Origin of the sequence: Aminobacter sp. BE322 (genome assembly GCF_050433525.1) — a bacterium.
Classification (GTDB): domain Bacteria; phylum Pseudomonadota; class Alphaproteobacteria; order Rhizobiales; family Rhizobiaceae; genus Aminobacter.
Genome location: NZ_JBNPXB010000041.1, coordinates 1 through 7,288, shown reverse-complemented (window position 1 = coordinate 7,288; position 7,288 = coordinate 1). Strand labels below are relative to the sequence as shown.

The 7,288-nt window shown below is 63.7% G+C and carries 3 protein-coding genes and 1 tRNA gene; all 4 read left to right on the top strand.

Annotation, left to right across the window (positions count from 1 at the left end):
* Positions 1 to 8 precede the first annotated feature (8 nt).
* A tRNA-Met gene (locus tag J2X50_RS24765) sits at positions 9 to 85 on the top strand.
* Between the two features lie 313 nt (positions 86 to 398).
* Positions 399 to 869, top strand: coding sequence for an IS110 family transposase (locus tag J2X50_RS24760; protein ID WP_429098858.1), 471 nt, complete (start codon positions 399 to 401; stop codon positions 867 to 869).
* A gap of 516 nt (positions 870 to 1,385) precedes the next feature.
* On the top strand, positions 1,386 to 4,703 hold the full coding sequence (locus J2X50_RS24755; RefSeq protein WP_429098856.1) for an FG-GAP-like repeat-containing protein: 3,318 nt from the start codon (positions 1,386 to 1,388) through the stop codon (positions 4,701 to 4,703).
* A gap of 385 nt (positions 4,704 to 5,088) precedes the next feature.
* Complete coding sequence (locus tag J2X50_RS24750) at positions 5,089 to 7,224, top strand: RHS repeat-associated core domain-containing protein (RefSeq protein WP_429098860.1); 2,136 nt, start codon at positions 5,089 to 5,091, stop codon at positions 7,222 to 7,224.
* Positions 7,225 to 7,288 lie beyond the last annotated feature (64 nt).

Genomic DNA, 7,288 nt, shown 5'->3' with positions numbered 1-7,288 from the left:
AAGTTCAACGCGGGGTGGAGCAGCCCGGTAGCTCGTCAGGCTCATAACCTGAAGGTCGTTGGTTCAAATCCAACCCCCGCAACCAAAATACAAACACTCCCGCGCCAACCTCGCCGGGAGTGTTTTTGTTCGCACCGACAACCACCTGCCGATCAGCCCAGTTCAGCCCCTCGGTGCCGGGGAGGCGGGCGACACTCAGCTTTCGAAGTTCGGGACCTGCTCCCCTGGAAAATCCTCGCTTTGAGCTTAGCCTGCTCTCTGAAAGAGAGACGGGCAATGAAACGATCCGGATCACGGAAGAGATGGGGTATTCGGTCCAGCTCGCTGAATGCCCGACCCCTTTCGGAATGACGGCGTTCGCCTGATGCTCTGAGCCGACCTGGCAAGAGGAGATAGGCATGAGCGTTTATGCAGGACTGGATATCTCTCTCGACGCGGTAGCCATTTGCGTCGTTGGCGAGACTGGCGAGGTGCTGTGGCAGGGGAAGGTGCGCGGTGCCCCCGAGGCCGTAAAGGCTGTTCTTGACCGATGGCGGGATGGTCTCGTCCGCGTTGGTTTGGAAGCCGGCGCGACGTCGGAATGGATCGGCGTGCATCTTGTCGACGAGGGCTTCCCCGTCGTGTGCCTGGAGAGCCGGCATGTCAAAGCGGCGCTGAGCGCGATGACCGTGAAGACGGACCGGAATGACGCGCAGGGCATCGCGCAAATCGTCCGCACGGGTTGGTTCAAGGCCGTTCATCTGAAGTCCGCGGCCGGCCAGCGGCTGCGCACCCTGACGGCGGCGCGGAAGGCGGCCGTGCGAGTATTGACCGGCAACGAGCAGGTCATCCGCCTTCGTCTCGGATCCTTGTTGCTCTCGGCGATATGAGAGCTCGTTGTCCTTGGCGGCGCTGAGTCGCTCGAAGTCTTCGCGGGGCATGCCGTCCGATCAGCCGGGCGATGTCGAATACCACTTTATCCAACCTCACCCAGGGCGCGATGTCCTCGCCGCTCTCTGCCTCTGCTTGTCGTCGTTGGCCGGTATCTTCCCGCCCTGCTAAATCAGCCGCTGGGATTACGGCGCCGCAACCCCACGCTTTCGACCAAACTCCAGTCGGTGTTCCGTGCCGGCCTAGCGCCTGACACCGGAGACGTTTTCCCACCTGTTTGTCGTGACGGACGCCGAGGCATGAGTTGGAAGCCGAGGCCGTCATCTATCATGGCGTAGCGCCCAATGGCGGGGGGTACGCCGGAGAGCACAGATCAAGCGTCAATGTCTTGGAGACAGTGTGCTCCTCCGCCGCTCCAAATAAACCTGTTGATATTTTGGTTGTACGATCGTCGCTGAACAAGTTTTGCGCGTAATGTTAGCATTTGTTAGCGTGCGGCTTGTTCGGGGGGGATCATGAAGCGCGGTCTGTTGGGCGCGGCAGCTTTTGCCGCGGGGGTTCTTGGCGCCGATATTTCAGCATCTGCTTTGGTGGCCGGTTCGGCTGGTCTCGCTGCCCTGGCGCAGGAGGCGACGGGAACTTCGCCTGATCTTGCGGGATCGTCCGCGGCACCCGGCGGCTTCGGCAATGGCGGCGCCGGTTTTGGCACTGCGGCGGGTGGATCGACTGCGGGCCCGGACGAGGCTTCCGGCGCCGGCTCAGGCGGGGCTGACAGCGGCACGGAGGCCGGCGCCTCGGATGGCGCGGCCGGCGCGACGGAAGCGGATGGTGCCGAACAAGGCAAGGCCAAGGACGATGCCGAAGCCGGCACGGCCCAGAAGACGCTCGAGGCCGCGCCCGAGGCCTTAGCCACGACGACCGGCACCGACACTCAGCCCGTCGAGACGGTCGAGACCTCGGCCAAGGCCAGCGTGCCCAATGTCTCGGGCACCGGCAACCTGACGAGCGCGATCCCGCTCGATCTGCCCTCCTTCCGCGGCCTCGAGCCGTCGCTCGCGCTCACCTACGATTCCTCGCGCAAGACCAAGACCGGCGCCACCTACCAGGGCTGGCTCGGTTATGCCTGGGGTCTCGACGGCTTCGACGTCATCGAGCGCGCCAGCGTCGGCTACGGCATCCCCGCCTTCGACGCGGCGGACGTCTTCCTGCTCAACGGGCTGGAACTGGTGCCTTGCGCGGCAGGCGTGGTCTCGCCGTCGTGCGCGACCGGCGGCACCCATGCCACCGAGAACGAATCCTACCGCCGCATCGCCTTCGATGCGGCGGCCAACCAGTGGGCGGTGACCGCCCGCGACGGCACGGTCTCGACCTTCCGCTCGGTGGCGGCCGTCTCCGGCGCGACCCCTGTGGCCGGCACGCCCGCCTATGATCTCGGCCAGAACTATCGCTGGCTTCTGACCTCGGTCACCGACACCAACGGCAACAGCGTCGCCTACGGCTACAGCTGCCCGGACAGCCCGGTCTGCTATCCCGAGACGGTGAGCTACAACGGCACCGAGATCCGCTTCTACCGCGAGACCCGGCCCGACTACATCCTGATGGCCAATGGCCACGACATCTCGCAGACGACCCAGCGCATCAAGACGATCGCCGTCAGCGTGGGCGGCGCCCTCAGGGACGCCTACGGGCTGACTTACGACCAGGCGCCGATGTCGAACACCTCGCGGCTCACGCGCGTCGACCGCTTCGGCCGCCAGGCTACCGTCGCAGCCGACGGCACCATCTCGGGTGGCACCCAGAAGCTCGTCCAGCAGATGCAGTATCAGGATCTGAATGCGAGCTATACCGGCAAGAGTGTTAGCAACCTCATTCCTCGTCGTCCCAGCGGCTTGCCACAATCGAGAACAGTTGCCGACCTCGATGCGGATGGCCGCGACGAACTCTTTGGGCCGAGAGCCTACATCACAATGAAAGAGACCCCTTCTGAGACAACAATTATAACTGAATCTCGATTTATGGATCTCTCGACATTCGATAAATTCGGTACAATGTCTGGCCGGACATACTCACTTGGGTCACAGTCTGCGGGGGCGCAGACAGATATCTCTATATACAACTACGTCGGAAGTTTTGTTCCTGGTAAAAAGACCAAAGATTTTGCGATTGTTAGGGAAAACACGTGGCAAGGAGAAACATCAACCGAGAGCTCCTACACGTACCATTCTCTGCTGAAAATTATTGCCCAGACGGATCCGGCGCTAAATGTCACGGTAGCAAGTGGTGCGTTGCCGCCGCCGCTTGCCGCCGCTTCAGCTGCCCTGCCATCTTCGTGGCGTGACGACCGAGACGACCGCCCGAAGCCGCGCTTCGTTGCGGATATGGATGGCGACGGCACTGATGAACTGCTTGTGACCAACCAGCCCAATGGCGCCTACTATAAGGTCGGTGACTCATTGAAAGGAACTGCCGATCTACGTGGCAACGGACGGCAAACGGCGCTGTTCTGGAGCTCTGACAAAACGATCAGAAAGGCCATACGCACTAACGGTGCGTGGTCGCGTGAAATTGTTGCGACTGCCGTGCCTGCGGGTGCCGCCACACTCACGGATATCAATGGCGATGGCGCGACTGACATACTAATCAATAAATACTCATCGCCACGTATATATCTGTCTACCGGGCGCTCTTATTGGCAATTGCCTATTAATCTTGCCATCATTAATGATGGGTATAGTATTTTCCCAAGCGATTTCGACAATGATGGCAAGGCAGAGCTTGTCGAAAAAAGGAATTACATAGACACAGCGTTTGGGCCGATTCGTGTTTTCGGTTTGATGTTTCGAAGCGCTGGCCATTCAGCAGTCCACTTTGCCCCGTTGAATCGAACCGGTTCAACATTGATCGGCGATTTCAACGGCGACGGTCTGCCGGACATGTTCAGATCGGACACGAGCTTCATCGTCTCCAATCCCGGCCCTGGGAACCCCAACCTCCTGCGCAGTGTGACGACGGGTTCTGGTGCGGCGATTTCGGCGGAATACACGCCGTCGAGCCGGTGGACGAACGACTATCTGCCGAACCTGGTGCATGCGGTGACGAAGCTTACGGTGAGCGACGGCCGGGGCGGGGCGGCCGCGGTGACCGACTATGCCTATGGGGGGGGGCAAATACGATCCCAAGGCACGGCGGTTCCTGGGCTTCCGCACGGTGGTGGAGACGAGGCCCGCGGCCGCCGGCGAGACCGGCCGGCCGGTGGTGGAGACGACCTACCGGCAGGACCTGGCGAGCTACGGGCTGGTCGAGCGGCGGATCGAGAAGGACGGCGCGGGCGTGGTGCGGCGCGACACCACGGAGACCTACCAGGTCAATGTGGCGGCCAAGCCCTATTGGGTGCAGAACACCGCGACAGACACGACGCTGACCGAGAACATTGCGCTCAGCCTGAAGACCGAGCGGGTGTTCGACGCCTACAACAACGTCACCCAGCTCAAGGACCATGGCCGCACCGATGTTGCAGGCGACGAGCTGTGGACGGTACGCTTCTTCGCCCCCAACACGGCGGCCTACATCGTGTCCTTGCCGCGGGCCGAGCAGGTCAGGGCCGGCTTCGATCCGGCGTTGCCGTATGTTGGCTTGAGCTTCAGCTTCTACGACGACAACCACAGCGACAACGCCGCACCGCCGACGAAGGGCAATCTGACCTGGCAATCGGACGTCGCCGACCTGACCTCGACACCGGCGCAATCGGTCAACCAACTCTTTTCCTACGACAGCTTCGGCAACAAGGCCGCGGCGGTCGACGGGGCGGGCAACCGCACCGAATGGGACTATGATGCGACCTACAAGCTCTATCCGGTGAGCGAGCGCGGCCCGAAGTATTTTGCCACGGGCGGCCAGGCGGCCGACCCGCGCTTCGTCACCAGCGCCACCTACGATGCGGTGTGCGGTGAGCCTTCGAGCCGGACCGACGTCAACGGCATCGTCCAGACCTTCACCTATGACGCGTTCTGCCGGCCCTATGACGCAGCGGTGGCTGCGACCGGCAGCTATACCAGGACCCGCTTCGAGAACGAGGGCAATCCGCTCACCCAGGCGGTGGTGATCTCGAGCCCGCTGCCCAACGGAGCGGGCGAACAGTTCAGCCGCTCCTATTATGACGGGCTCGGCCGGGTGTGGCGGACCGAGACGCCGGGCGAGACGGCGGCGGGGCCGCTGCGCATGGTCGACAGCGAATATGACGCCCGCGGCAATGTCGCCCGCCTCGCCCTGCCGCGCTTTGCCAATGAGACGGCGCAGTGGACGGCCACCAGCTACGACTGGGCCGACCGGCCGGTGAAGGTGGTCAATCCCGATGCCAGCCAGCGCAGCATCGCCTACAGCCTCGACGGCGGCGCCAGCCCCAACCCCAGGCTCTATGTGGCGACGCTGACCGACGAGCTCGGCCGGCGGTCCAGCACCACGACCTCGTCGCGCGGCGACGTGGTGGCGATCGTGCGCGACATCGGCGGCCAGGCCGTCGGCGAGACCCGCAGCTATGACGGGCTCGGCCGGATGATCGGGGTCAGCGATGCCTCCGGCTCGGCCTGGTCCTATGCCTACGACCTGCTCGGGCGCCGGCTGAGCGCCTCGGATCCCGACCTCGGCAGCTGGAGCTACGGCTATGACGGGGCGGGCCGGCTGACGAGCCAGACCGATGCGCGCGGGGTCGTCACCACCATGGGCTACGACCAGCTCGGCCGGCTGCTGCTCAAGCAGGCGACGGCACCGGGCGGGACGCCCGTCACGCTGGCCCAGAACGGCTACGACGAGGCGGCTTCAGGCTTCTACAACATCGGCCGGCTGACGCGGTCGGAGAATGCCAATGCCGTCCACGTCTTCTCTTATGACGGCTTCGGCAAGGTGGCGAGCCAGGCAACCAGCATCGACGGGCTGACCAGCACCACGCTTACCGGCCGCGATGCCTCGGGCCAGACGGTGTGGACGCAATACCTGCCCGGCCCGCTCGACATCGGCAGCTCCACCAACCGCTGGCAATACAGTGCCGCCAATGCGCTGGTGGCCATCCCCGACGCCATCGTCTCGACCATCCGCGAGGCCGACGGGCAGACCAGGGAGATCGCCTACGCCAACGGCGTCAAGACCAGCTTTGCCTACTCGCCGACCCGGCGCTGGCTCACCCGGGTGACCACCAGCAAGGACGCAACCGTGCTGATGGACAGCCAGTACAGCCGCGACGCGCTCGGCCGCATCAGCGCGATCGCCGGGCTGACGCCGGCGGAGAGCTGGAGCTACGGCTATGACAGCCTCGACCGGCTGGTGAGTGCCGACAATCTCGGCGACAACAGCCTCGACGAGACCTTCACCTATGCCGCCAACGACAACATGCTGTCGCGCAGCCGGGTCGCGGGCGCTTACGTCTATCCCGCCCCCACCGCTCCGCGGCCGCACACACCGCTGACGGTGGGCGCCAACGCGCTGAGCTACGATGCCAACGGCAACCTCACCGCCGACGGCAGCCGCAGTCTGGTCTGGGACGAGGCCAACCGGCTGAGCCAGGTGACGCTTGCGTCCAACACCGTCAACCTGTTCTACGGCCCCGACGGGGCACGCACCAAGAAGGCCTCGGCCTTCGCCACCACGCTTTATCCGGATGCGTCGGTCGAGATCGATCCGGCGACGCCAGGATCGGAGGTCTACACCCGCTATCCGCATCCCGACCTCAAGATCGTCGGCCAGGCCAAGCAGTTCCTGCACCGCGACCATCTGGCTTCGGTGCGGCTGGTCACCGATGCGGCCGGTGCCGTCGTCGAAGCCACCGGCTATGCCGCCTATGGCGAACGCCTGGCCTCGGGCTTCCAGACCCAGAAGGGTTATGTCGGCGAGCGCCACGATCCCGAGACGGGCCTGCTCTATCTCAACGCCCGCTACATGGACCCCGTCCTCGGCCGCTTCATCTCCCCCGACGACTGGGATCCCACCCAACCCGGCGTCGGCACGAACCGGTACGCCTATGCCCAGAACGACCCGGCGAATAGGAGTGATCCGAATGGGCACCAATGGGTCGACCAGATGGGAGTTTACTATCCCGGCTACGACGGCAACCAGTATCCTGGCTATGAATACAATCCCCTCCAAAATCCCGGAACCACCGCCGCAATGATGGCTGCGCCGCTAGCTGCACTCAGCGGCCCGACCGCTACCGCGGCTGGTTTGGCCGTCTTCTCTCGTATGCCTGTACTAACCACTTTTTCTCTGGAGATGCTCGCGGCGGAGGTAGGGTTGTCAGCGTGGGTTGGCAGGTCTGCTACCTTAAAGCTTGGCTTGCTCAGAGGCTGTTTGGAAAATCGGATTTGAGGGATTCCCGCCGGGCGTGAAACGTGATTCAGGGCGCGGATGTGGACCGAATCGAGCCGTTGCC

Coding starts and splice junctions, on each gene's coding strand:
- J2X50_RS24760 (WP_429098858.1), top strand. CDS start 399: ATGAGCGTTTATGCAGGACTGGATATCTCTCTCGACGCGGTAGCCATT.
- J2X50_RS24755 (WP_429098856.1), top strand. CDS start 1,386: ATGAAGCGCGGTCTGTTGGGCGCGGCAGCTTTTGCCGCGGGGGTTCTT.
- J2X50_RS24750 (WP_429098860.1), top strand. CDS start 5,089: ATGGTCGACAGCGAATATGACGCCCGCGGCAATGTCGCCCGCCTCGCC.